This window comes from Methylobacter sp. (assembly GCF_030680395.1).
Lineage (GTDB): Bacteria > Pseudomonadota > Gammaproteobacteria > Methylococcales > Methylomonadaceae > Methylobacter_A.
The window spans coordinates 66,738-92,632 of sequence record NZ_JAUXVR010000006.1; the positions used below are offsets into that span (position 1 = coordinate 66,738).

At 47.7% G+C, this 25,895-nt stretch carries 19 protein-coding genes; 4 read left to right on the forward strand and 15 right to left on the reverse strand.

Translation table 11 applies throughout. The features are described 5' to 3' along the window. Positions 1-23: 23 nt before the first annotated feature. Complete coding sequence (gene mnmA, locus Q8L79_RS01645) at positions 24-1,115, reverse strand: tRNA 2-thiouridine(34) synthase MnmA (RefSeq protein WP_305267441.1); 1,092 nt, start codon at positions 1,113-1,115, stop codon at positions 24-26. Further along, positions 1,108-1,569, reverse strand: coding sequence for an NUDIX hydrolase (locus Q8L79_RS01650; RefSeq protein ID WP_305267443.1), 462 nt, complete (start codon positions 1,567-1,569; stop codon positions 1,108-1,110). The genes mnmA and Q8L79_RS01650 overlap by 8 nt, the downstream gene beginning before the upstream one ends. A gap of 200 nt (positions 1,570-1,769) precedes the next feature. On the opposite strand from Q8L79_RS01650, the gene clpS reads away from it, so the two are divergent. Further along, complete coding sequence (gene clpS, locus Q8L79_RS01655) at positions 1,770-2,093, forward strand: ATP-dependent Clp protease adapter ClpS (protein ID WP_305267445.1); 324 nt, start codon at positions 1,770-1,772, stop codon at positions 2,091-2,093. Between the two features lie 12 nt (positions 2,094-2,105). Further along, entirely contained in the window at positions 2,106-4,379 is a 2,274-nt protein-coding gene (gene clpA, locus Q8L79_RS01660; protein WP_305267447.1) for an ATP-dependent Clp protease ATP-binding subunit ClpA, read from the forward strand. Positions 4,380-4,468: 89 nt separating this feature from the next. Here clpA and infA read toward each other — a convergent pair whose 3' ends face one another. The 4 genes from infA to Q8L79_RS01680 all read right to left on the reverse strand — a co-directional run bounded on the left by infA (position 4,469) and on the right by Q8L79_RS01680 (position 8,484). Further along, positions 4,469-4,687, reverse strand: coding sequence for a translation initiation factor IF-1 (gene infA / locus Q8L79_RS01665; protein ID WP_006889822.1), 219 nt, complete (start codon positions 4,685-4,687; stop codon positions 4,469-4,471). A gap of 186 nt (positions 4,688-4,873) precedes the next feature. After that, positions 4,874-5,410, reverse strand: coding sequence for a peptide deformylase (gene def / locus Q8L79_RS01670; protein WP_305267456.1), 537 nt, complete (start codon positions 5,408-5,410; stop codon positions 4,874-4,876). Next, on the reverse strand, positions 5,407-7,494 hold the full coding sequence (gene ppk1, locus Q8L79_RS01675; protein ID WP_305267458.1) for a polyphosphate kinase 1: 2,088 nt from the start codon (positions 7,492-7,494) through the stop codon (positions 5,407-5,409). The genes def and ppk1 overlap by 4 nt, the downstream gene beginning before the upstream one ends. Positions 7,495-7,542: 48 nt before the next feature. Next, the gene (locus Q8L79_RS01680; RefSeq protein ID WP_305267460.1) at positions 7,543-8,484 is read right to left on the reverse strand and encodes a 1-aminocyclopropane-1-carboxylate deaminase/D-cysteine desulfhydrase; all 942 of its coding nucleotides are present in this window, start codon (positions 8,482-8,484) and stop codon (positions 7,543-7,545) included. A gap of 2 nt (positions 8,485-8,486) precedes the next feature. On the opposite strand from Q8L79_RS01680, the gene Q8L79_RS01685 reads away from it, so the two are divergent. Next, positions 8,487-9,140: an SOS response-associated peptidase gene (locus tag Q8L79_RS01685; RefSeq protein WP_305267462.1), complete on the forward strand. Its 654-nt coding sequence runs from the start codon at positions 8,487-8,489 to the stop codon at positions 9,138-9,140. Positions 9,141-9,295: 155 nt separating this feature from the next. Here the strand turns inward: Q8L79_RS01685 and Q8L79_RS01690 are convergent, their stop codons facing one another. The 4 genes from Q8L79_RS01690 to aceE form a co-directional block, all read right to left on the reverse strand. After that, positions 9,296-11,929, reverse strand: a complete 2,634-nt coding sequence (locus Q8L79_RS01690; protein ID WP_305267464.1) for a glycosyltransferase family 2 protein — start codon at positions 11,927-11,929, stop codon at positions 9,296-9,298. 392 nt (positions 11,930-12,321) lie between these two features. Further along, a complete protein-coding gene (gene lpdA / locus Q8L79_RS01695) occupies positions 12,322-13,755 on the reverse strand; it encodes a dihydrolipoyl dehydrogenase (protein ID WP_305267466.1) in 1,434 nt (477 codons plus the stop codon). Between the two features lie 13 nt (positions 13,756-13,768). After that, a complete protein-coding gene (gene aceF, locus Q8L79_RS01700) occupies positions 13,769-15,052 on the reverse strand; it encodes a dihydrolipoyllysine-residue acetyltransferase (protein WP_305267468.1) in 1,284 nt (427 codons plus the stop codon). Positions 15,053-15,067: 15 nt separating this feature from the next. After that, entirely contained in the window at positions 15,068-17,746 is a 2,679-nt protein-coding gene (gene aceE, locus Q8L79_RS01705) for a pyruvate dehydrogenase (acetyl-transferring), homodimeric type (RefSeq protein WP_305267470.1), read from the reverse strand. 430 nt (positions 17,747-18,176) lie between these two features. On the opposite strand from aceE, the gene Q8L79_RS01710 reads away from it, so the two are divergent. Further along, complete coding sequence (locus Q8L79_RS01710; RefSeq protein WP_305267472.1) at positions 18,177-19,004, forward strand: undecaprenyl-diphosphate phosphatase; 828 nt, start codon at positions 18,177-18,179, stop codon at positions 19,002-19,004. 287 nt (positions 19,005-19,291) lie between these two features. Here Q8L79_RS01710 and hypA read toward each other — a convergent pair whose 3' ends face one another. The 5 genes from hypA to Q8L79_RS01735 form a co-directional block, all read right to left on the reverse strand. Next, positions 19,292-19,633 carry a hydrogenase maturation nickel metallochaperone HypA gene (gene hypA / locus Q8L79_RS01715; RefSeq protein WP_305267474.1) on the reverse strand — a complete coding sequence of 114 codons (342 nt, stop codon included), beginning with the start codon at positions 19,631-19,633 and terminating at the stop codon, positions 19,292-19,294. 255 nt (positions 19,634-19,888) lie between these two features. Beyond that, the gene (locus Q8L79_RS01720; RefSeq protein ID WP_305267476.1) at positions 19,889-22,513 is read right to left on the reverse strand and encodes an EAL domain-containing protein; all 2,625 of its coding nucleotides are present in this window, start codon (positions 22,511-22,513) and stop codon (positions 19,889-19,891) included. After that, on the reverse strand, positions 22,510-22,962 hold the full coding sequence (locus Q8L79_RS01725; RefSeq protein WP_305267478.1) for a hydrogenase maturation protease: 453 nt from the start codon (positions 22,960-22,962) through the stop codon (positions 22,510-22,512). The genes Q8L79_RS01720 and Q8L79_RS01725 overlap by 4 nt, the downstream gene beginning before the upstream one ends. Before the next feature lie 3 nt (positions 22,963-22,965). Further along, positions 22,966-24,504, reverse strand: coding sequence for a nickel-dependent hydrogenase large subunit (locus Q8L79_RS01730; RefSeq protein ID WP_305267480.1), 1,539 nt, complete (start codon positions 24,502-24,504; stop codon positions 22,966-22,968). 2 nt (positions 24,505-24,506) lie between these two features. Then, the gene (locus Q8L79_RS01735; protein WP_305267482.1) at positions 24,507-25,448 is read right to left on the reverse strand and encodes an NADH:ubiquinone oxidoreductase; all 942 of its coding nucleotides are present in this window, start codon (positions 25,446-25,448) and stop codon (positions 24,507-24,509) included. Positions 25,449-25,895: the final 447 nt, after the last annotated feature.

The window sequence follows — 25,895 nt, forward strand, 5'->3', positions numbered from 1 at the left end:
TCCGAGTATTTTAGTGTATGTTGTTATTCGTTGGCTTTGGATTCAATAATCCCGCCACCCAGGCATATTTCACCGTCGTAAAAAACGACTGATTGTCCGGGTGTAATAGCCCTTTGCGGTTGATCGAAAACAGCTTTGCATCGGTCGTTACCTATGGGTTCCAAATAGCAAGGCTGATCTGCCTGACGATAGCGGGTTTTAGCGCTACATCGTATCGGCTTGGTCAACGGCCTGTTACTGCACCAATCGAGTTGGCTGGCTTCCAGTGTATTATGTAACATCAACGGATGATCGTGACCTTGGCCAACGACCAGAATGTTATTTTCCAAATCCTTTTCCAACACATACCACGGCTCATCCGGCGCATTTTTAACGCCTCCAATGCCCAAACCCTGACGCTGACCAAACGTGTAATACATCAAGCCGTGGTGTTTACCGATAGTTTGGCCTTCCGGAGTGCGCATTTCGCCGGGTTGGGTGGGCAGATAGCGTTGCAGAAATTCAGTGAACTTGCGCTCGCCGATAAAACAGATGCCGGTGCTGTCTTTTTTACGGCTGTTGGCGAAACCGGCTTTATCCGCCATAGCCCGGATTTCCGGTTTATGCAAATGGCCTATCGGAAACAGAGTACGCGATAACTGTTTTTGTCCCAATGTGTAAAGAAAATAACTTTGTTCTTTATTAGGGTCTAAGCCTTTTAACAAAAAGTATTCGCCGTCTTTCTCGGCTACTTGAGCATAATGACCCGTGGCGATATATTCTGCCCCCAAATCTTCAATGGCATAATTCAGGAAAGCTTTGAATTTAACGTGTTTGTTGCACAAAATATCGGGATTAGGTGTGCGGCCTGCTTTAAATTCAGACAGGAATACTTCAAATACTTCATCCCAGTATTCGGCGGCAAAATTTACGGTTTTTAATTCAATACCCAGTTTATCGCAAACCTGCTGGGCATCAGCGAGATCTTCCATCGCCGTACAGTACTCGGTACCATCATCTTCTTCCCAGTTTTTCATAAACAAACCGGTAACTTGATGACCCTGCTCTAAAAGCAGCAAAGCGGTTACCGAAGAATCGACACCTCCGGACATGCCAACGACTACTTTTTTACTCATGGTCAAGATCGATAAATGATTTAAGCAAGGATAAGGGGTAGCGTTGCCCGCTGAGATATTCGTCTACACTAATAAGTACTAATGGGCTACGCAAACGATGCCGCTCTGCTTCAATCTCATCGCGCGTTAACCAGTGAGCGGCGACGATACCGTCATCCAAGGGTTGCGTCGGATTATGCGAATGGCAGCGACCGGAAAAACAGACTCTGACAAAGCTGGGAAAGTCAGGATTTTTTCGCCAAAGCTGGATGGAAACAATGTGCTCAGGCTCAAACTGCCAGGCGGTTTCTTCCAGTACTTCGCGCTTTACAGCGGCAATCAGATCCTCGCCTTCTTCAAGATGCCCGGCCGGCTGATTGAATTGAAGTCCATTGCAGGTTTCTTCTTCTACGAATAAAAACCGCTGATCCTGTTCAATAACTGCGGCAACTGTAACATGTGGTTTCCAAACCATTACTGAATTCCAACTGTAAAAGTTTAATATTTTACTAGATTTGGAGATATTATGCTGGTAAAAAAGACAAAGGGAGGAAGATACAAGGGGCTTGTTAAACTTTTATATAAATCCTGTTTATTTTGTTGTAAACATAAGAGTTGAAATTCACCAAGATTGGCACTATGTTAGAGGCTTAAATATTTTACTATTACAATTTTATGTCCGATTTTGATCCATTCAAAGATAGAGATGGCGGTTTGGCTACTCAGGAAGCCAAACCCAAACTGAAGAGACCGCCTTTATACAAGGTTATCTTGTTAAATGATGATTTTACGCCCATGGATTTTGTAATTGAGATTTTGATGGATTTTTTTGCCATGTCTGAAGAAAAGGCGACTCAGGTGATGCTGCAAGTACATACCCAAGGGGTTGGCGTATGCGGGATGTACTCTAAAGATGTTGCTGAAACCAAAGTATATATAGTTAATGACTATTCACGAGAGCACCACCATCCGTTGATGTGCTCGATGGAAGAAGTGTAGGTTGGAGAGCTTATGTTAAGTAAAGAACTTGAAATTACGTTAAATAATGCCTTTAAAAATGCGCATGATAAACGGCATGAATTTATCACGGTTGAGCATTTGCTACTGGCATTACTCGAAAATGCGTCTGCTCAGCCGATTTTGATAGCATGCGGTTGTGATATTAAGGCACTGCGCGGCCAGTTGACGCAATTTATCGATGAAACCACATCACTAATTCCGATGGGCATCCAGCGGGAAACTCAACCTACATTGGGATTTCAGCGAGTGCTTCAACGCGCTGTTTTTCATGTACAGGCATCTGACAAGAAAGAAGTTTCCGGCGCCAATTTATTTGTAGCCTTATTCAGTGAACAGGATTCCCACGCGGTTTATCTGTTAAATAAGCAGGACATTTCAAGGCTGGATGTGGTCAATTACCTGGCTCACGGCATTTCAAAAATTGATCCTGAAAATGATTCGACAAATAGCCGGTCATCGGAATCAGGCAATCCTGACGCCGAAGCTTCGGGCAGTCCACTGGATAAATACACCACCAATCTCAATGAAGAAGCCTTGAAAGGTCGAATCGACCCGTTAATCGGCAGAGACATGGAGGTTGAGCGCACTATCCAGACGCTTTGCCGTCGTCGCAAAAACAATCCTTTACTGGTCGGTGAAGCGGGTGTTGGCAAAACGGCTATCGCAGAGGGCTTGGCGAAACGGATTGTTGAAGAGCAAGTGCCGGACGTTCTGATGAATAGCGTGATTTATTCGCTGGATTTGGGCGCACTGGTTGCCGGCACGAAGTATCGGGGGGACTTTGAAAAGCGGCTTAAAGCGCTGTTAAATCAACTCAACAAGGAACCTGATTCGATCCTGTTTATTGATGAAATTCACACCATTATCGGGGCTGGTTCAGCTTCCGGCGGAGTGATGGATGCGTCCAATTTGATTAAGCCGGCACTGGCTTCCGGGCAGTTACGCTGCATAGGGTCTACCACCTATCAGGAATATCGCGGCGTCTTTGAAAAAGACCACGCCTTGGCGCGGAGATTTCAAAAAGTTGATGTACTTGAACCTTCCGTTGAAGACACTATCCTGATTCTAAAAGGGCTTAAATCACGTTTTGAAGAACATCATGATGTTAAATATTCCTCTGAGGCATTACGCGTGGCGGCGGAATTATCGGATCGCTATATTACCGACAGGCATTTGCCCGATAAAGCGATTGATGTTATCGATGAAGCAGGTGCAAAACAACGCATGACCGCTGAAGCGGATCGCAAACAGCTGATTGATGTTGCCGAAATAGAAGAAATAGTCTCAAAAATAGCCAGAGTACCGGCAAAATCGGTATCTTCCAACGACGTCGAAAAGCTGGGCAATCTGGAAAAAAACCTGAAAATGCTGGTTTTTGGACAAGACGAAGCGATTTCGGCGCTGGCTTCAGCCATAAAATTGTCGCGTGCAGGCCTTAGGGATACGCAAAAAACCATTGGTTCTTTTCTTTTTGCAGGCCCTACCGGCGTAGGCAAAACCGAAGTGACGCGGCAATTGGCCAAGGTGTTGGGGGTTGAATTGATTCGCTTTGACATGTCCGAGTACATGGAACGGCACACCGTTTCCAGACTGATAGGCGCGCCTCCGGGCTATGTAGGTTTTGATCAGGGCGGTTTATTAACCGAACAGGTCACTAAACATCCCCATGCAGTATTGCTGCTGGACGAATTGGAAAAAGCCCATCCTGATGTATTTAACCTGTTATTGCAGGTCATGGATCACGGCTCACTGACCGATAATAACGGCCGCAAGGCGGACTTCCGTAACATCATTCTGGTGATGACCACCAATGCAGGAGCGGAAGAAGGCAGCCGGGCCTCTATTGGCTTTACCCATCAGGATCATGCCACCGACAGCTTGAAAGTTATCGAAAAAGGCTTCTCTCCGGAATTTCGTAACCGTCTGGACGCCATCATTCAATTTAAGCCATTGGATATTTCAATTGTCGGACACGTGGTTGATAAATTCATATTTGAATTGGAAGCCTTGCTGGCAGACAAACATGTAACGCTGGCATTGGATGCCGATGCCCGGCTGTGGCTGGCTGAAAACGGCTGCGACCCAAAAATGGGAGCCAGACCGATGGCGCGACTCATTCAAGAGAAAATCAAAAAACCTCTGGCTAACGACTTACTGTTTGGCGAATTGGCGCACGGCGGACATGTGCGAATTTACGTGAAGGACAATGAACTAAACTTCGCTATCGAAAGCACTGAGTTGATTGTTCCTGAAGCCAATTTTTAATTCGGCAGAGTGCAGTGACTGGTTTTTAATACGGCGTTCGAGCCGTACTAGCAATTCAAGGAACTTGCGTTAATCCTGTTGATACAGGATTAACGCATACGGAATGTGATACGACCTTTGGTTAAATCGTAAGGAGTCATTTCAACTTTAACACTGTCTCCGGTAAGAATACGGATGTAATGCTTGCGCATTTTTCCTGAGATATGTGCCGTCACAATATGACCATTTTCTAATTCGACGCGAAACATGGTATTAGGAAGAGTGTCAATCACCTTCCCTTCCATTTCAATTTGATCTTCTTTAGCCATTTATAATAATCCAGGTAATTAAAACGGTTAATAATAACATAATCGCGTTTTTAACAACAGAGGTGTGTAGGGGTCATGGTACATTTGTTTTTTATAGGCCACCGCGCCTATATAAATTCCGGTAAAGGCCGTGAGCCTGAATGCAGGAGACAGGGCTACTTTAATGCCGAAGATACTGAAACTTTCTCACGCATGCATGTCATCACCCAATTTAACATACTCACTTTCTGCAAAAATATCCGCATTATTCTCAACTCGGTCCAAATAAGTTTTACCTTCCAGATGATCAATTTCATGCTGAAAGATTCTCGCCACAAACCCGCTTAACTTTGATTCCACCAAACCACCTTGTTGATCGGTATAGCGAATCATTATTTCCTGATACCTCGGCACTAAAGCGCGTATCCCCGGAATACTCAAACAGCCTTCCCAGCCCTTTTCCTGAGTTTCCGACAAGACCTGAAAACAAGGATTAATCATCACCGTCGGTTCCATCAGTGGCGCTGATGGGTAACGGGGCGTAGGCCGCGACGCAATAATGATAATCTGTTTCGATTCGCTGATCTGGGGCGCAGCAATACCAACGCCCGAAGTCATTGCCAGGGTGCTTTGCATGGCTTCGATTATTTGCCGAGTTTCAACATCGTGAACATCAGCAACGGCTTCGGCTTTTTGTCTGAGCACCTTGGCTCCTAGTTGAGCAATTTCACGCATCATAGTCATTGTAATTCATGCATAAGCACAGTCTGAGCTTGAATCGGTTCCTCAGCTTCGGCTTTTTGCAACCGTTGATAACGGCCATCCGACTGCAAGAGCCAAGCCTGAGTATTGTCTTTTAAATACAAATTCAGATCCTGCAAGATCCGGTTTTGCAATTTCTTGTTTTCAATCGGAAAACAGATTTCGACGCGCCGGAACATATTGCGATTCATTAAGTCTGCGCTGGACGCATAGACTTCCTTATCACCGCCATTTTCGAACGCATATACCCGAGCATGCTCCAAAAATCGTCCGATAATGGAACGCACTTCTATATTTTCAGATACGCCTGGAACCCCAGGCTTTAAACAGCATACGCCCCGGACAATTAATTTAACTTCAACCCCAGCCTGTGACGCACGGTAAAGCGCCCGGATAGATTGCTCCTCAACAACAGCATTCACTTGGATGATGATTTTTGCCGGCTTGCCGTTTTTAGCATGGCGTATTTCGCGATCAATTTTCTCCATCAAGCCGCGATGCAAGGTAAACGGCGATTGCAGCAATTTGTTCAACTTGGTCACCTTGCCCAAACTGGTCAGCTGGGCAAATACGCGCCGAACATCTTCGCCTAATTCTTTATCACAGGAAAACAAACCGTAATCGGTGTAAATCTGCGCTGTTTTGGGATGATAGTTGCCGGTACCCAGATGCACATAATTACGCAATTCCTTACCTTCCCTTCTTAAAACCAGGCACATTTTGGCGTGGGTTTTATAGCCTACTACGCCGTAAACCACATGCACTGCGGCTTCCTGTAATTTGGAGGCCAAATCGATATTAGCTTTTTCATCAAATCGCGCCCTTAACTCGATAACCACCGTTACCACCTTGCCTGCTCTCGCCGCCTTGATTAAGGCGCCGACAATAGGCGAATCGGCTCCGGTACGATAGAGCGTTTGCTTGATAGCCAACACATCAGGAGAAACCGCCGCCTGACGAACAAACTCAACGACTGGTGAAAAAGATTCAAACGGATGATGCAGTAAAATATCGTGACGTCTAATCGCAGCAAATATGTCTTTGCTACGTTCCAATTGTTGTGGGACAACAGGCTTAAAAGAGGGAAACTTAAGATCCGGCCGACCGACCAGATCATTAATCTCCTGAATTCTGTTTAGATTGACCGGACCATCAACCAAAAACAAACGATCACGGCTCATTTCAAAGCGATCCAGTAAAAACGTGACTGTTTCATCCGGACATTTGGCGTCAATCTCCAGACGAACTTCATCGCCGTAATTACGCATGGCCAGCTCGCCTTCCACAGCAAGCAACAAATCGTCAATAGCATCGTCATCGACAAAAAAATCGCTATTCCGGGTGACCCTGAATTGATAGCAGCCTTTAACATGCATACCATTAAACAGCTGATCTACAAAAGCATGAATAATTGATGATAAAAACACGAAATCCGAGGCCCCGCTACCGGTTTCCTCAGCAGGTAATTGAATGATACGGGGCAACGCTCGGGGCGCTTGTAAAATGGCCCGGCCGCTATTTCTGCCGAAAGCATCTTTTCCGGTCAATGAAATAATAAAATTTAAACTCTTGTTGAGAATGCGCGGAAAAGGGTGCGCCGAATCCAGTCCAACCGGCGTTAAAATCGGCAACAGCTCATTGTTAAAATAAGCTTCCAACCATTTTAGCTGCGCTTCGGTCCATTCATTACGGCGAATAAAACGAATATTTTCCTCCGCCAGTTTTGGAATCAAAATCTCGTTAAGGACTTTATATTGCTCATCAACCAGTTGATGAGCATGGACGGCAATCAGTTCCAGCTGCTCATTAGGCGTTAACCCATCGGGGCCGACGGCTTTTGGATCGATGGCCGCCATCTGGATAACACTGGCAACACGAACCTCGAAAAACTCGTCAAGATTGGAACAGGAAATGCACAAATAATTAAGCCTCTCAAGCAGCGGCACTTTCTCATCTTTCGCCTGCGCCAGAACCCGCTTGTTGAACTCCAACAGGCTCTGTTCACGATTAATATAAAGTTCCGGTTTTTGAAGATCGATGATCTCTTCTGCTTCGTTTATGTCCATGTTGTGCTCAGATTCAAAGTCAGTGGCTATTATGTTTGTTTGGATTCATCAATCAAAACCTCTTTTTCCCTGCAAACCTCCGGTATGTACTGCAATAATACGCTCACCGGGCCTGAAGTAGTGTTTTTTGATTAAATCGTAGATGGCGTACATCATTTTGCCGGTATAGACCGGTTCAAGAGGGATTGTGGTCTTTAATTCAAAGTCTTCAATAAATGCGTTTAATTCGGTATTAATTTTGGCGAAACCGCCAAAGTGGTAATCCAAGTTTATCTGCCAGTTATTACGGGATTGTGACAGCATGGCTTCAACCTCCGCCGTTAAGAAACCTGCATTTTTTAACGCCGCAAATCCCAGCACTGACACTTGCTCCGGCACTGCTTCAATAATACCCGCCAAAGTCGTCCCCGTTCCACAGGGTACGCAAAGCGTATCGTATGGGATTCCTGTTTCGACAACCAGTTCAGCTACGCCTTTCAACGCCAATATCTGCGCCCCGCCTTCAGGCAACCAGTATTGCCCTGGCTTTAAGCCGGGCAAATATCGCAGGGGATCGTGTGTATGTCGCAAATCAGCCGGGAGCTGCGGCTCTTTATATTGCCTGAGCAACCTGTAATCGGCGCGGGATACAAATTCCAACTCCATCCCCCACTTTTTCATATCCCGCAAAGTTGGAGTCAATATTTCCGGTTGTTCGCCGCGAACAAAGCCGATGGTTTTCAATCCCAACACCTTACCTGTATAAGCCAAAGCATGCAAATGATTGGAATAAGCACCACCCATGCTGATGAGGGTATCCGTGCCTAACGACAGTGCATGCTCGAGACTATATTTAAGTTTTCGCCATTTATTGCCGGAAATCACAGGATGCAGCAAATCATCCCGTTTCATCCACAGTTCGATTTGGTATTGCGCAAGCAGCGGATCATCAATCTTTGTTAGAATCGACTGATTGAAGGTTTTTTCCAGCTTTATGAGTTCGAGGTGCATGTATGTGCGGACGTTATAACTTAATCGCAACCGGGCAGCAGATTATGGATTATTTCAGATTGCTGAGTTTACCCGTACATAATCCTGACTACAACATTCCGCCGGGACAAAAAATTCTCGCTATCGTGCAACTGGACGACGGCAGCAATAAAGCCGTTAATCTGCACTGGGGATTAATTCCATCTTGGTCGAAAGACCGTGCAATTTCCAGTCATTTGATCAACGCCAGGGCGGAAACCCTGACTGAAAAACCGTCGTTTAAAAAGGCTTACCAACATCGACGCTGCCTGATTCCTGCTACCGGTTTCTTTGAATGGCAATCCACCGAAACCGGTAAACAGCCCTACCATATACACAAACCGGATAACACTTTGTTCGCTTTTGGAGGTATTTGGGAACATTGGGAACATGATCAGGAAACGGTTTATTCATGCACTATCATTACCACCGCTGCCAACGACAAAATAGCGCCTATTCACAACAGAATGCCTATGATTGTTACACCCGATGATTACAGTCGTTGGTTGGACAAGAAAACCGCAAGTGTCGAGATAACTGATTTTTTAGCCGTCGATGCCTACCGGGACATGCAGGTTACCCCGATCAGTACGCGAGTCAACAATCCTCTGCATAATGATAAAAGCTGTTTAAGTTAGGTGAAAGAAAAGCATTGCCCATAATCATTATTCTAAAACATAACATCATGATGGCATGAAGAATGAGCCAAGTAATAACTACGCGCCCTCCTCCTGCATTACCCTCGCGAATATAGGCAATGCAGGCGGCAAAAATTATCGGCGTTATTTACAGACTAAGCCTTTTTCTTTTTAGACGTGGATTTAGCAACTGCTTCTTCGACAATCAACTCGGGATTATAGGATTTATAGTCTGGCGCAATACTGATTAATAATGTCAGCAAAGCCGCAACATAAGGAACTGCTTGCACCGAAAGAATGGCTATCCATAGTTTGCCGCTAAAATTGTCAAAATGCTCCAAAGAAGCCATCATCCCGATAGCCACACTCAATAATATCAACAATAACAGTTCCTGCCGGATGGTGACCAACCCAACGAATAAAGGGCTGTGCTTTTCAAACTTGGGGGTACGCATAAACGGTTTTCCCGAGGTAAACAACCCCTGCACAGTACCCTTGGCGACCGTATGAGTTAAAGCCAATCCTGACAGCGATGCACCCAATGATTGCCAGATGGAACACGGTACACGGGCCTGATATAACCATAAGCCACGGATAATTTTAAAACTGAATATTCCCACCGTCGGCAATAAAAAGGCATTGGCAGGAAGTTCACTGTGTATCGGATCGTACAGAATAACGGCAGTTAGGATCAAGCTGGTGATGGTAAATAGCAACGCCAGTGCATCCGAAAACCACGGCAGCCATCCGGCAATAAAATAATATTTCTGGGCGGGTGTCAGCGTAGGCTTTTTAGAGGGCAAAAAGCTGCGCCAATGTGCCTTGATAATTTGCATGGCACCATAAACCCAGCGATAGCGCTGAGTCATGTAGCCGGACATAGTGTCGGGCATAACGCCTTTTCCGAATGAATCCTTGACGTAAACCGAATCATAGCCTGCTTCATACAAACGCAGCCCTAACTCGCTGTCTTCACAAATACACCATTCCGACCATTTACCCACTTCCAGCAACGCAGACTTTCTGATCATGGTCATGGTGCCATGCTGGATAATGGCGTTGTATTCGTTTCTTTGCACCATGCCGATATTGAAAAAACCGGCATATTCCCAGTAACAAAAGGACTTGAAAGCGCTTTGGTCGCGGTCGCGATAATCCTGAGGCGATTGTATAAAACCGACATTTTCATTGTCGAAATAAGGCACCATGCAGTTAAGCCAATCCGGCGACAAAATGTAATCGCTGTCGATAACAGCAATAATCTCGGCATCGGGAGCCGTTTGATCAAGGGCATGATTGATCGCGCCCGCTTTAAAACCCGGCCAGTTTTCCAGATGGAAGAATCTAAACTTTGGTCCCAGGCGTTCGCAATCCTCACGCACCGGCTCCCAAACAGCCGGATCTTTGGTGTTATTGTCCATTACCAGCACTTCCAGATTTGGATAATCCACCTTGTCCAAAGCTTCCAGTGTCATGCGCACCATATCGGGGGGCTCATTATGGATCGGCAAATGCAAAGACACTTTCGGATATTTAAAGTCCGGGGATGGCTTAAGCGGCTGAAAAGTCCTGGCCGTTTTTCGGTGCCAGATGACTTCGGCTATTTCCAGACTTTCTATTAACAAGATGACTGCCGCCATGACCTGCATCAGAATAAGGATGCCCCAAAAGACCATGGTAAGGTTGGTTTGATATTGCTGGGCGCCAATCGACACAGACCAGAAAATCGTCGATGCCGCAAGATTGGCAATCAAACCGAAAAACAGTAAACCAGGTAACTTTAAGCTGCTGCGGGTAAATAAAAACAAACCCATTAAGACGACACTGAAAACGGCCGCGCCGGTTGCCCAATGCTCCCAGTTAGGCATAGCAATAACATCGCTATCCATTGGATATTTAGGTTGCCGATCCGCATTAAAAATCCCCCAATAAGCTCCGGCTGAACCTTCCAAAGACATTTTCCAGGGCTGGTCAAACGCCTCTACAATATAATAAGTGACTTTTTCCGCATCGGCCCGATTAAGGAATTCGCGCAGAAATTTCGCCTGATTGGATACCGATGCAGTCGCGTGTTTAAAAGGCTGACCGTCTGAAGGCCAGCCGACCTCGGTAATGACAATAGGTTTATTAGGATATGCTTGTTGTACGGCATGATAACGGTCAAAAACATAATCAACCGCATCTTCGGCTGCAATGCCTTCCCAATAAGGCAGAATATGCACGGCTATAAAATCGACTTCGCCAACAAGCTCAGGATGTTTAAGCCATATATCCCATGTTTCGGAGGTGCTCACCGGCCGCCATGTATTTCGCTTTACTTCCCGGATATATTCGATCAGTTGTTCTGCGGTCATATCGCCGCGGAGTAAAACCTCGTTGCCCACCATAACGCGAACGATGTTGGGATTATTCTGCCGATTGACATTAATTAAGGTTTCTATTTCTTGTCGATTCTTTTCAAGATTGCCATCAAGCCACGCACCCACTGTGGTATTCAAATTATGCTTGGCGGCCAATTCAGGAACTTTATCGAGCCCTTTAAGTACACTATACGTACGAACGGCGTGAACTTTATTCTCAAGCAAGCTCAAGTCATGGTCAATATCGGCTTCGCTGGGAAAGGTATTGCTTTTTTGTGTGTCCTGCTTTCTCATGGGATCGAAGGTGACGCCCATAGTGGTTTTGGTCCAAGGCTGCAATTGCAAAGGATTGTTAACATAACTCCAAATACTGAAATTAATGAAGACGAGTAGAGCGAGTGCAACGATAGTAACTATCTTGGTTTTCATTTGGGTGCTCGGTTATTCCGCTGGACTAAGAAAAATAATATTTGATTGAGGATTAAAAATTTGTACGGCTCATACTGCAAACTTCTGCTCACGTCCTTTTACCTACGATCCTGTAAGCAAGGCATTATATATCCAAAAAAATATCACTCTCACTTCGATAGCAAAGAGGAATTCATATTTTTCAGAATTAAGCAATAAGATGCAGACTTGGCGGATATTTTACACAGGTTCCAAAGCCAATAAGGATTTATTTACTTCTCAAGACCATTGAAAATCCAGCCTTATCTCGACCTTTAAACCCGACTGTTTGTTAAAGGCAATATTCAATATTAAAGAGCCTGAACTCCTTACCTACATCCATGTAAGTAACCTCGGATTAATACTTTTAAGCCTTATTTTTTAATATAAAGATCGGTAATCGAACCGGTGATCATTTCGGCGGCGAAGGCGAAAGTCTCAGATAACATTGGATGTGGGTGGACAGTCAAACCGATATCTTCAGCATCGGCACCCATTTCCAGAGCCAGTACCGCTTCGGCAATTAATTCGCCGGCATTGGGACCGACCATGCCTGCGCCGAGAATTCTGCCGGTTTCCTTTTCACAGAGTATCTTTGTCAAGCCTTCCTTGCGCCCCAGACTTAATGAGCGTCCGCTGGCCGCCCAAGGAAAAGCGGCTTTGTCATAATCTATGCCCTGCTGTTTAGCCTGATTCTCAGTCAAACCCATCCAGGTTACTTCCGGATCGGTATAGGCAACAGATGGAATGGTTAAGGCATCGAAGCCCGCTTTTAAACCGGATGCAACTTCGGCGGCAACTTTACCTTCGTGAGAAGCCTTGTGAGCCAGCATGGGATTTCCGGCTATATCGCCAATGGCAAAAATATGCGGGATGTTGGTGCGCTGCTGCTTATCGACAGCAATAAAACCGAGTTCATCGACATTAACGCCTGCCAGTTCGGCACCGATCAATTTACCGTTAGGTTTACGTCCTACGGCTACCAACACCGCATCGAATATAGCCGAATCCGGCGCGCCTTTACCTTCAAAAGAAACGTTGAGACCGTCGTTGTGTTTTTCAATTGAGGTAACCCGAGTTTCCAGCCAAATGTTTTTATATTGCTTTTTAATACGCCGGTACAAAGGGGTAACCAAGTCGTTATCGCAGCCCGGAATGATTTGATCCATCAGTTCAACCACACTGATTTCCGACCCAAACGCATGGTAAACCGTGGCCATTTCCAAGCCTATAATGCCGCCACCGACTATCAACAGTTTTTTGGGGATTTCTGTTAACTCCAGCGCATCGGTCGAATCCCATAAACGCGGATCATCATTTGGGAAAACAGGAATTTTAGTAGGATGCGATCCGGCAGCAATAATCGCCTGATCAAAACTGACGTTTTGTATACCTGTTTCGGTTTTCACCTCGACCATGTGGTCCGTAGTAAATCGTCCCGTACCCTGAATCAAGGTTATTTTGCGCTGCTTTACCAAACGGGCAAGCCCATCAACCAGCGTATTGGTAACACTTTCTTTCCAGGCGCGAATCTTGCCTATATCAAGAGTCGGCTTGCCGTAATTGAGGCCGTGCTGTTCGAACTCATCGACTTCGTGAATGATCTGTGCAACATGCAGCAGAGCCTTGGACGGAATACAGCCGACATTAAGACACACTCCGCCAAGGCCCGGATAACGCTCGATCAACACCACTTGCTTGCCTAAATCGGCAGCGCGAAATGCCGCCGTATAACCGCCGGGACCGCCGCCCAATACCAGAACGTCTGCATGTGTCACAGACTCGTTAATCGCTGGATTAGCCTCCATATTATGCTCCTGATTAAAGTAACAAGCGGCGAATATCGCCCAAATACTGTTTAATGGCGGCCATGAAGCGCGCGCCTTCTACACCGTCAATCACCCGATGGTCGTAAGTCAGATCGAGCGGCAGTATCAGGCGCGGCACAAACTCCTTGCCGTCCCATACCGGTTGCATTTTGGATCGGGTGACACCGAGTATAGCCACTTCGGGAGCGTTGACGATAGGCGTAAAAGCCGTGCCTCCGATACCGCCGAGACTGGAAATAGTGATGCATCCGCCTTGCATTTCAGCAGGCATCAACTTGCCCAGACGGGCTCTATTACTTGTTTCAGCCAGTTCGGCGGATAATTCGTTGATGCCTTTACGGTTGACATCGCGTAACACCGGCACCACTAAACCGTTGGGCGTATCGACCGCGATACCGATATTAAAATACTTCTTTAATATCAGTTTTTCGCCATCGGAAGACAGTGACGCGTTAAATTGCGGAAACTGTTCCAGGGCGGCAACCAGCGCCTTGATAATAAATATCAAGCCGGTAATTTTAATGTCATCCTTGGATTTTTCGGCATTCAGCGCATTGCGGAATGCTTCCATTTCGGTAATATCCGCTTCGTCATGGTACGTCACCATCGGCAGATTCAGCCACACTCGACTCAAATTCTGCCCGGTCAGTCGCTTGATTTTGTTGAGTTTCTGCTCTTCTATCTCACCGAATTTTGAAAAATCGACAGTCGGCATGGGCGGAATTCCTGCGCCGCTTTGCGCTACGCCTTCAACCATAACCTTCTTGACGAAGTTTTTCACATCGTCTTTTAAAATGCGTCCCTTGCGACCGCTGCCGGTTGTTATTTTGTGTATATCAACGCCCAGCTCTCGGGCAAAAAGCCGGACACCGGGTGCGGCGTGGGCCGCCCTTGCTGAACCGTTATCAGCCAAGATTTCCGGCAATGGTTCGGGTTTAACAACGGCCGACTCACTGGCGGACTCGACCTGTGCAGGTGCAGGCGCAACTGCTTCCTGTACCGGCTGTTCCGGTTGTACGGCACTAGCCACTTCAGTATTTGCCAATACCGTCGCAATCAACGTCCCTTCAGAGACTTTATCGCCGGGCTTGATAAACAATTCCTGCACCGTACCCGCCGCGCTGGATGGTAAATCCATACTGGCTTTGTCGGTTTCAAGTACCGCCAGGGTTTGTTCCAGTTTCACCACGTCGCCCGGTTTAACCAATACGTCGACTACATCAATATCCGCAACATTGCCGACATCAGGAACCTTAATTTCAATTAGAGCAGCCATTTTTCAATTCCTTCCTTAAATTAGCCAGGGTGCTGTTACATCGGGGTTTATGCCGTATTTGGCAATAGCCACATCCACTTTGGCGGCATCGAACTGCCCCAAGTCTGCCAAGCTCTTTAGCGCTGCAATCGTGACATGGTAGCGGTCTACCTCAAAAAACCGGCGCAAATTTTCGCGCGTATCGGAACGGCCGAAACCATCGGTACCCAACACTGTATAAGGAGCGGAAATAAGACCGCGAATCTGTTCGGCAAAGGCGCGAGTATAATCGCTGGCGGCTATTACCGGACCTTGCGCATCGGCAAGACAGTGTGAGACATGCGATTTTTTAGGCGTTTCGGTGGGATGCAAACGATTCCAGCGCTCGCAGAATTGACCGTTTCTGGCCAGCTCGGTAAAGCTGGTGCAACTCCATAAATCGGCTTCCACGCCCCAGTCACTGCTCAGCAATTGGGCCGCTGCTTCGACTTCACGGAAAATCGTTCCTGAACCTAACAACTGGACGCGCGGCGCTTTCTTTTTAGCACCTTTCTTGAAGCTGTACATGCCTTTCAGTATGTCCAGCTCCACGCCTTTAGGCATCGCAGGATGGGCGTAGTTTTCGTTCATCACCGTGATGTAATAGAAAACATCTTCCTGTTCGACATACATGCGCCGTAAACCGTCCTGAATAATCACCGCCAGTTCATAGGCATAAGTCGGATCATAGGACACGCAGTTGGGTACGGTTGCCGACATCAAATGGCTGTGTCCGTCTTCATGTTGCAGACCTTCGCCGTTCAGCGTGGTTCTGCCCGCGGTGCCGCCCATTAAGAAGCCTCGGGTGCGTTGATCGGCGGCCGCCCAGATTAAATCGCCGACCCGCTGAAAACCGAACATCGAATAGTAAATAAAAAACGGAATCATCGGCACGTTATGGGTTGAATACGAGGTACCCGCCGCAATCCAGTCGCACAAACCGCCCGCTTCGTTGATGCCTTCCTGCAATACCTGTCCGTGCTTGTCTTCCTTGTAGAACATCAACTGATCGGCATCTTGCGGGGTATACAACTGCCCAACCTGAGACCAGATGCCCAGTTGCCGGAACATGCCTTCCATACCGAATGTTCTGGATTCGTCGGGAACAATCGGTACGATGCGTTTACCGATATTATTGTCTTTAGTCAGAATGTTAAGCAGGCGTACAAAAGCCATGGTAGTGGAAGTTTCCCGACCTTCGCCGCTGGCTTCCAGTAACGGCTTGAAATCGCTCAATACCGGCACATCCAATGCATAAGATTTGGCCCTTCTGGCGGGCAAATGGCCGCCCAGTTCGCTACGGCGCTTCTTCATGTAAGCCAATTCTTTTGAGCCTTCAGGGAAGCTGAGGTAAGGCAGGTCATTCAGCTCTTCATCACTAACCGGCAACGCATAACGGCTACGGAAGTTACTCAACGAACTGGGGCTCATTTTTTTCTGTTGATGAGAAATGTTCTGGGCTTCTCCAGAATCGCCCATGCCGTAACCTTTAATAGTTTTAGCCAGAATGACGGTAGGTTGCCCTTGATGATTTACCGCCGCATGGAAAGCGGCAAATACTTTAACCGAATCATGTCCGCCGCGATTAAGTTCATAGATGTCACGATCCGACCAGTCGGAAACCATGGCTTTTAATTCCGGGGTATTAAAGAAATGTTCACGCACATAAGCGCCGTTCTTAGCTTTAAACGTTTGATAATCGCCATCGACACAGGACATCATACGAGCCACCAGCAGCCCGTCTTTATCACGAGCCAACAATGCATCCCAACGCTGCCCCCAAACCAGCTTGATCACATTCCAACCGGCTCCGCGAAATTCACTTTCCAGTTCCTGAATGATTTTGCCATTGCCGCGCACCGGTCCATCGAGACGTTGCAGATTGCAGTTGATAACAAAAATAAGATTATCCAGCTTTTCCCGTCCGGCCATACCGATGGCGCCCAAAGATTCGGGCTCATCAGTTTCACCATCGCCAAGAAAGCTCCAGACTTTACGGTTTGAAGTATCGGCAAAACCGCGATCCTGTAAATAGCGCATAAAACGCGCCTGATAAATAGCCATAATCGGCCCAAGCCCCATAGAAACCGTCGGGAACTGCCAAAAATCCGGCATCAGCCAGGGATGAGGATAAGACGGCAAACCATTGCCGTTCACTTCCTGGCGAAAGTTATCCATCTGTTCCAGCGTCAATCGTCCCAGCAAAAAAGCGCGGGCATAATCACCCGGCGTTAAGTGGCCTTGGGTATAAATCAGATCGCCGTCATGCTGATCGGAAGCCGCGCGCCAGAAATGGTTATAACCCACATCATATAAAGTAGCCGCCGAAGCAAAACTGGCGATGTGCCCGCCGACGTTGGTGTGCTTATTCGCCCTTAACACCATCATCATCGCATTCCAGCGTACATAAGCGCGAATATTGTGTTCTATATCGATGTCACCGGGAAACTGCGCCTGTTGTTCAACGGGAATAGTATTGATATAGGCGGTATTGGCGCTGAAAGGGATGTCGAATCCCGCATGTCGGGTGACCTCAACCAACCGCTCAATCAGGAAGTGTACACGCTCGCTGCCGTCCTGTTCCAACACGGCTTGCAGCGCTTCAATCCACTCCCTGGTTTCTGCTGGATCGACGTCATTCTGTCCGGTGATTTTTGAGATTAAACTATTGGTCATTGATTGATCCTGTTACGGCGGATATGCACAGATTAAAAATGTAGGTTGTACCCATAGGGCACAAGAGCGTAGCATCGGCAATTGCTTCATGTACCGCCTATGGGCGCTTTATCCTGCATAACCCACATGGACGTGGGGAATGCAGGTATTGCAGGAGCAAATATATGTCCATGCAGTCGTAACCTGACATTTTACTGAAATAGTGAAAGCAAGGCCAGAAATGCTCTAATTATTGCGCATAGTATAAACAATGCCAGGGAGGCAATGCACCCGTTTTAGTCATCTTGCTGTTGAAAGCGGGATGACGAATTCGAGTTTTACTGATCGGATGTTTGTTTTTTTGCCGCTCGGCAGTTTATTATAGATAAAGCTGCCTCCAACCAGAGCAGACGGACTGTCATCCCCGATTCACTCACTTTACAGATAAAATATGGATCTAATATTAACGCTTAAAACTATCATTCTTGGCATTGTTGAGGGCCTGACCGAATTTTTGCCGGTTTCCAGTACCGGGCATTTGATCCTGGTTGGCGACTTGCTGAGTTTTAATGATGACAAGGGTAAGTTATTTGAAATTGTTATTCAGGTCGGCGCTATCATGGCAGTATGCTGGGAATACCGTACCAAAATCGCTACCGTTATCATGGGCCTGCCCAATCAGAAGTCGGCACAAAAATTCGCCTTTAACCTGATGATTGCCTTCATACCCTTAGCAAGCCTGGGCTTGCTGTTCGGCAAATACATCAAAGCCGTGTTATTCAAGCCTATTCCGGTGGCTCTTGCGTTTATCGTTGGCGCTTTCGTAATTATTTGGGCGGAAAAACGGGAACATAAAATCCGCATTCTTGAGGTCGAAGATTTAAGCCCGTTGGATGCGTTAAAACTGGGTATCGCACAAGCTTTCGCGTTGATTCCGGGAACTTCGCGTTCCGGCGCAACCATCATCGGCGGCTTGTTATTCGGGCTTTCGCGCAAGGCCGCAACTGAATTCTCTTTTTTTCTGGCGATTCCCACACTGATTGTCGCCAGTATTTATGATTTATATAAACACCGCGATTTATTAGACTTGGCAACCGATGCCCCCTATTTCGCCGCAGGACTGGTCGCCGCATTCATCAGCGCGCTGTTGGCAATCAAGGCGTTATTGCGTTATATCAGTCATCATGATTTCATTATTTTTGCATGGTACCGGATAGTCTTTGGCTTACTTGTTATTGCCACGTCATACAGCGGTCTGGTGCAATGGACAGTCGATTAATATCGGCTATTTAAAAAAGGCATGACTTCTTACTAAGCCCGACTGGCGTATTCGACAAGCCGATTACAACTCAAACACTCCTTTGCCTTAGTCTGAACAATAAAAAACCTTATATTTGCATATAAGGTTTTTTATTGACTTGCTTCCCCGGACGGGTCCGAATGATTAACAGTAAAACGAATTGCCGCCGGTGGACTACAAGATGGCGTTAAGATCTGCGCCCGGAAAGATATTGACACCCCACATGGATCAATAAAACCTGTAAGAGTGTTTCGTTTCGCACGAAATCAGATAACAATTAAATCCTTAATCTTCATTTCTGAACCCTGAATGACTTTAACAAAAGGACTGCCGCAATAAACACAAGTATCGTATAACGTTTTCATTTCTGATTGCTGTTGGCATTGCTGACAAATCCCGAGCCCATTAAGTTCGGAAATAATCAACTCGGCATTTTCCGCCAACGAATCTTTCATGACGACATCAAAACAGAAACGTAATGCGTCCGGCTCAACATTGGAAAACCTGCCTATTTCCAAGGTTACTTTGGTTACCCTACTGAATCGTTGGCTCAGTGCATTTTTTTCGAGAATTTCCCGCACACTCTCAAGTAGCGATAATTCATGCATGACTATCCCTGCCCGCCACTTTTCGAATTATTATCCACATGAGTGGGACAAGGTTATTAATGGTGATTTTTTTCAAGGGTATTATTTCCCGTCCGGCCTGGTCGCGTTTTCCCGTCAACAGGAAAGTAACCTCCCGCCCTTGCTTGTCAACAGCACGATAGGGATAAATCACAGTTTCACATCAGCCATTCAAAGCAAAGCAGCGAACCGGTTCCAGCCTTCTGCACTTAATGCGCCAGAACTCCATTCTTTGATTCATCCAACAACGCCATGATCAATCCAGCGCCTCTGAAATTCATCTGCAGGCACCGGCGGCGAGAGATAATATCCCTGAATCTCATCGCAACCGTAAGACTGTAATAGCGTCAACTGGGATTCGGTTTCTACGCCTTCGGCGACAACTTTCATATTCAAAACTTGCCCCAAGGATACGATGGTCTTGATAAATGCCGCCTCGTTCGAGGCGGGGTCATCGGTATAAGCCTGAACGAACGATTTGTCTATTTTAAGCGTCTGGATGGGTAATGTTTGCAAATAGGATAAAGATGAATAGCCGGTACCGAAGTCGTCCATCGCGACGTGGATACCGCGCGACCGGATTTGATGCAATCGTTCGGTCGCTTTTACGATGTCGAGCATGACCAGACCTTCGGTCACTTCCAACTCAATCCATTCGGGCTTGGTGCCGGTTTCGGTCAGAATAAGGTCGAGAACAACAATAAAATCATCTGCCAGAAGTTGCAGCGGCGAGAGATTAATGGCGACTCTAAAATCTGCCAGTTGATTGACCCAGGCCTTGGCTTGCAAACACGCTGTCTTCAGTATCCATTTTCCTAACGGAATGATTAAAGCCGTTTCCTCGGCGATAGAGATGAAGCGGTCCGGAGGTATAATTCCGAAACCGGGGCGCTTCCAGCGGATCAGCGCTTCGGCACCGGTTATCCGGCTTAAATGGCTGTCGGCTTTGGGCTGGTAATAAAGCTGGAACTCTTCCTGTTCTATGGCCAATCGCAATGCGTTTTCCAGTGATAGTCTCTGATGTGCCGCCTCGTTCATGCCAGCTTCATAGTACTGAAACAGGCCTCGGCCTTTTGCTTTGGAGGCATACATGGCAGTATCCGCATGCTTGGTCAGAGTATAGAAATCATTGCCGTCATCGGGAAAGATGGCGATACCGATGCTGACGCCAACGAAAACCGTGTGGTCTTTAATTTGCACCGGTTTTGTCATGACATCAATCAGTTTTCGGGCAAGCTCGGTGGCATCGGTAATGCCGGTTAAACCGGGCAGGATGATGGTAAACTCGTCTCCGCCCATTCGGGCAACGGTGTCCGTTTTTCGTAAGCAGTTTTGAATACGCGTTGCGATGCTTTGCAATAAACAGTCGCCAGCCCAATGGCCGAGCGTATCGTTGACATTCTTGAAATGATCCAGATCAAGAAAAAACAAGGCGAGACGGGTATTATTACGTTCTGCCAGACAGATTTCGTGCTCAAACCGATCCTTGAACAGAGACCGGTTGGGAAGACTGGTGAGTACATCGTAGTACGCCAGCTGTTTGAGTTCCCGTTCCGTTTGTTTCTGGTGGCTGATGTCCGTGGAGATCGCCACATAATGAGTTAACCGGCCCCGTTTGTCAGTGACGGCGTTGATGCTAAGCAACATCGGGCAGAATTCGCCATTTTTTCGGCGATCCCATATTTCCCCTTTCCAGCTCCCCTCATTTAACAGCGATTGCCATAGGTGTTTGTAAAACAGCTTATCGTGCAGTTTTGATTTCAATATCCGGGGGTTTCGGCCAAGCACTTCGGAACGCTCATAGCCGGTAATTGCGCAGAAGGCTGCATTAACCTCCATGATGATGCCCTGCGGATCGGTGATAAAAATTGCCTCGGTACTATTTTCAAAAACTTTGGTACTCAGTTGCAGCTGAGTTTCCCTGTTTTTCAATTCGGTGACATTCAAGGCCGTCACAACTGCCCCTTCCAGTTTTCCCTGCTCCGAATGCAGCAAACTGCTCTTCAACCAATAGATGGATTTTATGTTGTCCCTGTTTTTGCCCAAGAGCTCATGCTCCCCGGTATAATGTCCGTTAAGCCGGATGGTTTCCAGCAGCACGGATCGGATAGGCCAGGGCAAACCCGGCAATTGCGCCGCAAGATACTGTTGTTCGAGAGCCGTCAGCAAGTCGTCGATGCAGGTTCCCAGTAATTCAGCATCGGTAAGCTCAAGTTCGCGCTCCACCGCCGTATTCAGCTGGAGAATTCGGCCTTCCGTATCAATGACGATCAGGAGATCGTCAATAGTATCCATAACGCGGTCAACAAAACGGCTAAAGGTCTGCTGCTGAAGCACCTTTTCTTTGAGCTTTATCTTTTGCTGTTCCGATTCGCTGAGCATGACATCCATACTTTGGGTGATGACGCGAATTTTCTTTTCCTGTTTTTGATTGGCCAGTCGTAGCTTATCGATCTCATCCCGCAGTTGAAGCACTGTTTCGGAACCCTCGCTGCCGGAAATAATTTCAGGCCGATTCCCGGCTGCTCCAAACAGGTTGGTTTCATTGAGGGATACCAAAAATTGACCGTCGCGTTCTTTGACGTGGAATTCGGAACCTTTTAAATCGATGCGTCGACTGTGCGCCGGACAAACAAGGATATTTTCATTGAGCAGCGGACAATGCGTCAGATCGCAACCCTCATGAGGACAGAGAGCCGGGACAGCCTGAAATTCACCCTGAATGTTAAAAATCAGAATATCGATAGCATGATGCTCGCCGGGTAAGCGTAAGCGGCCTTTCCAGCGCGGCGGAGTAGCCAAGTCGAAAAATGTTACCGATTCGACGATGGCATCGCGAAGATTTTGACTTTGACCGATCATTCCGACAAAAGACCTCGTATCAATTGGACGGTTTTGGCTACAGCCTGTTCGGTTTTATCGGACAGGCCGGGAGAAAAGAGTTTGAGGGCGGCTATTTCGACACCCACGATCAGAATATCCGGTAGTGGTTCCCTGATGACTTTAAGTGCCTCCAGCAAATACGGAATTCCCAAGCCGTGGCCGGTGAGCTGCTCAGGCCTGTCGGCCAAGTCTTCCGGCCTTAGCAGGCAGACCTCGCCGACATTCCCGAAATTGGCCAAGGCATCGACCAAAATCGCCTGACTGCAATCCTCAAGAAATCGGAGTGCATTGAGTCCGGCGATGCCCGCATTGAACACTTCGACATCTTCCGGCCACGTCAACCGGCGAAGCTCTGCGTAAATGCGGGTCCCGAAGCCGTCATCCCCGTGCAGTTCATTACCAAAACAAACGATGTGGCGTGTACCCATAGCTTAGGGCCATACGGTGATGCGTTTGCCGGTGTCGAGTAGATGCACGGTACAAACCAGACAGGGATCATGGGAGCGGATAATATGGCCGATTTCCACCGGGTCGTCCGGATCCTCGACAGTCAAGCCAATCAAACTGCTTTCCCAATGCCCGTGTCGGCCTTCGCTGTCTTTGGGCGATGCATTCCATGCGGTTGGCGTAACAACTTGATAGCGACTGATAACACCGTCGGTGATTTGCACCCAATGACCCAATGCGCCACGCGCCGCCGTTACCAGCCCAAAGCCTTCTCCATCGGGGATTTCTTTCTCGTCGGGAGAGATCATATGCGGCTCGTTAGGCTGTGCGGCCAGTTCGTGCAGCGTTTCCCGCATTTTATGCAATAACCGGGCGGTGCGATGTAAGCGCGCGAACTGGCGCAGCCAGGCATTGCCCCCCTCCGCCTGATATAACGAGCGGATCAGCGGCTCGCCGTCGATTAGCGCATCTGCCAGCGGGCCGGTTTGCACGACCTTGTTCTGATAGCGGGGCGCTTTGCACCAAGTATAGCGATCTGAATGGGGTTGGTAATCAGGGATGGTTTGTCCCTGAAACGGATGGCGTCCGCCCTGATATGGCTGGAACCATGAATAGCGTACATGCTCGGTGATTTCGGCTTGTTCGAAAGGCTCGATGTCGCCAGTATCGCCATTAAGGAAACCAGCCCTGAACAAATGCTTGCGATGCGGAGGAAAAGTCCCGGCATCGTCCGGGTCGTCATAAGCGCCATAGCTGATCATATGCGGAGTGCCGAATCCTACGTGTTGCAGGCCTATGTCGCGGCTCATCAGCGTAAACAGTCCGATGGCGCTGTCGGCATGAGCATCCTTCGCCGTCAGCCAGGTAAAGAATTCGTCGGCGGATTGCATCGCCAGCCAGGCATCCAGATCTGTTCCGATAATGGTCTGTTCAAACCATCGGGTCAACTTGTTGAGGATGGACAAGCTGTCGATAATATGACGACTATTCGCAGGAGTAGTCACTCCGCCCGGCAACATATAAGACGAGTGCGGCCACTGGCCGCCAAACAGGGCGATAATTTCGACGACATGGCGTGAATGTTCAAGAGCGCCGCGATGAACCCAGCCCTTAAACGGCAGGAAAGCAGTCCGCGCTTTTTCATAAAACGGCCGATGAATATATTTGGAATGGCAAAAATCGGCAGTGAAAAACATAAAAGATTGCCGCAGATCGCTTTGCACCGTCTCGGCCATCAAACACAGATTGCGGATGCGAATGGCCGTTGGCGGCACGGGGATTTGCCCGATATGTTCCAGTGCAAGCACCGCGGCATTTAATTGCGCGGTGCCGCAAATCCCGCAGATACGAGGCGTGATCACCAGCGAGTCCTTGGGCTTACGGCTCACGAGGATTTGTTCGAACCCCCTATAGAGGGAGCCGATACAACGGGCATCGACGATTTTGTTGTCTTCCAGTTCCAATTGGAAATCGAGATCGCCCTCGACCCGGTTAAGGTCGATTTGAATGGTTCTTCTGGTCATGGTTAAGGATCCATCGTCTTGTTCAGCACCCGGTCGGGAGCCGCATCGTGGGCCAGACTTTTATAAGCCATGTAATTGGCCCGTTCTACGCCCAGAGGCAGGTTTACCGGAATGGTGCCGATTTTTTCGGTGAGGAACAGATCCTGATCCAGAGGAAAGTCGGGGGACGTGCAGCCGAAACACGGCACCCCTGCCCTGGTCTTGCTGCTGCGGCCATTCCAGAGCTCGGTATTGCAAATGGCCATCGTGACCGGCCCTTGGCAACCCAGGTTAAAGAACATGCAGGCCTTATCGCCGAACTCGGTGTCTTCCACGTCGTACTCATGATATTCGTTGCGGGTGCAGCCTTGATGCACGGTGCTATTAAAAAAGGCCTTGGGACGGTTAAGATGATCGAGTTCCAGTGGAAGCCCTGAAGCCAGCATGGCCAAGGTTTTGGTCATCGCATTGGGGTGAGCGGGGCAACCCGAGATATTGATGACCGGCCGGCCTTTGCGAGATCGCCATTCGATCGGTAATAATCCGCCCGGAGATTGTTTATCGAACTGCAAGCCGAGACAGTCGGTCGGATTAGGCGGCGCGGCATGGACACCGCCGTATGATGCACAAGTACCCAGAGCGACTACATATCCGGCTTTTTCGACCAGCTCACTGACCAGACTCATTTTGGAACGCCCCCGATACGGATCGTACATGCCTGAGCCATTGGGCCCGGTAATGATGCTGCCTTCAATGCATAAAATGTCGAGGGCTTGTTGATCCGCGATGATCGCCTCGATCAACGTATCCAGCTTGCTCGTCGGTTCTATGGAAAGGGACGGTTGCCAGAGCATCTCGATGCTGTATTCATCAATGAGTTCTTCCAGTGATGGACTGTCCGCGCATAGAATCGACATGGTGTCGCCGCCGCAGGAACCGGTTTGCAGCCAAAGTAGTGTCGTCATAAAAACCTCAGTGATGTATCGTAGCTCATGAGGATGTTGTTGAATAAATGCGTATTCTCTTAAATGAAAGCTATCACTTAACCGGTGCATGTTGCTACCGGTGAAAGCATTAAAATAATAAATAATTCAAAAACATACACATAAACTATTGGAATCAATTTGCGAGAAAAGCATATTACTGATTGATTCCCCGATAAATCAAACAGTCAAAAGCAGCCACCCTGATGTTACCACCCTGTCCGGGCGTAAAAGCAGGACGCTATGTTACCCCCTATCTCTTCAGTTGTCGTCAAATTCGCTTGTTGAGTCAGAGCGGTTCCATAACACTATTTATAATATTATTAGAGATGAGGTAGTGCTATCGGGCGATGGATGAGCGCTGAATAGGCCCCCATAAGTGCGAGCCAGTCATGCTGAAACGCAAGAGCAAAGCTGAGCTACCGGAAA